We start from the raw sequence: 1,442 nt of genomic DNA, 5'->3' as shown, positions 1-1,442 counted from the left end.
CCTCGGAAAGCGAGCGTGCGGAAACAGCCGCTTCGACGGCAAAGATTGAAAGCTCAATGCACCGCTATGAGGAGAACAACCGCCTGTTGAACTCTTTTTATGCACCCGATCCGCACGAGCAGGAGCGTGAGGCACTGCGCTCGGAGTTGGACAACCTCAAAAAGGAATTGGCATCAAAGAATGAGAATGAGGATGCGGAGGAGAAGCGACAGCTCGCTCTGATGGAAAAGAGTTACCAAATGGCGGCGAAGTATCTGCCACAATCTTCTTCAACTACCAATGCTGCCAACGCTTTTACACCCGCAAAGGAAAAGGGAGTTTTGGAAACATCGGCAACAAAACAAGTATCGGTAGCCGGTTCTCTTCCTGCAATGGAGGTATTGGCAGAACGTAAGCAGGTGGTGTCTTCGCTCGACCAGCCGATGACAGATGCCGACTTTGTTCAGCAATACGGCACGAAGCCACGCAATATGGGCTTTCATTCGCTCACGAGTGCGGTTGCTGCCGTGTCCCGCAACACGCTCAGCGTGGTGGTGGACAGGACGGCGACACTCAAGGAGGGCGATAATGTGGCGTTGCGCATGCTCGAAACTGCCCAAGTGCAGGGCTTGCGCATTCCCCGCCAAAGCCGACTCATTGCGAGGGCTAAGATTGAGGGCAACCGTCTGCACCTGCTCGTTAAGAGCATTGAAGTAAAGGGACGGATTATTGCCGTGAAGCTCTCGGCATACGACACCGACGGACAGGAGGGTGTGTTCATTCCCGGTTCGGAGGACATCAACGCCCTCAAAGAGGTGGGTGCGAACATCGGTGGTTCGATGGGGACTTCCTTCACTTTTGCTTCCTCCGCCAAAGACCAGATTATCTCGGAGGCGGCACGTGGGGTGATGCAGGGCGCAAGCCAGCTGCTCCAAAAGAAACTCCGCACCGTCAAGGTAACACTTAAAGGCGGCTACCGCATGTTCTTGGTTCAGTCAAAATAAGCATATCAATCAATAAAAATAGCAATAACAAAATAATAACAACAATGAAAAAATGGATTTTTTCGGCTGTCCTGCTTGCCACGATGGGAGCGTCAGCCACTGCACANACAACGACTTNAACGCTCACGCCCGACCNTCCGCTCTCATCGGGAGAACTCTTTCAAGGTATGAGCAAGGCAATTCCTAACGGACGCATCGTCCTGCCATACGGCTTGGAGGTTACTTTTGAAAAGACGGTGCATCTGATTTTTCCTGCGCCTGTCCGCTATGTAGATTTGGGTTCACAGAACATCATTGCCGGCAAGGCGGAGGATGCGGAGAACGTACTGCGTGTAAAGGCTGCCTTCAAGGACTTTGAGACGGAAACCAACATGAGCGTGATTTGCGAGGACGGCTCTTTCTATGCTTTTAGTGCGCCCATAATAGGGGCTTGATAATAATCACTTTGGCAAGTGATTA

General features: G+C 51.8%; 1 protein-coding gene and 1 pseudogene. Both read left to right on the top strand.

What is annotated here, in order from left to right; translation table 11 throughout:
• Positions 1-983, top strand: a 983-nt coding sequence (traM, locus tag HMPREF9304_RS12015) for a conjugative transposon protein TraM (protein WP_036929515.1), incomplete at its 5' end; no start/stop codon positions are given.
• A 44-nt stretch (positions 984-1,027) separates the two neighbouring features.
• A pseudogene (locus HMPREF9304_RS12010) lies at positions 1,028-1,396 on the top strand (DUF8473 domain-containing protein); the annotation flags it as partial.
• Positions 1,397-1,442 lie beyond the last annotated feature (46 nt).

Source organism: Hoylesella timonensis S9-PR14 (genome assembly GCF_000762405.1).
Lineage (GTDB): Bacteria > Bacteroidota > Bacteroidia > Bacteroidales > Bacteroidaceae > Prevotella > Prevotella timonensis_A.
Note: the sequence above shows the minus strand (reverse complement) of the source record. Positions and strands in the feature narration are given on the sequence as shown.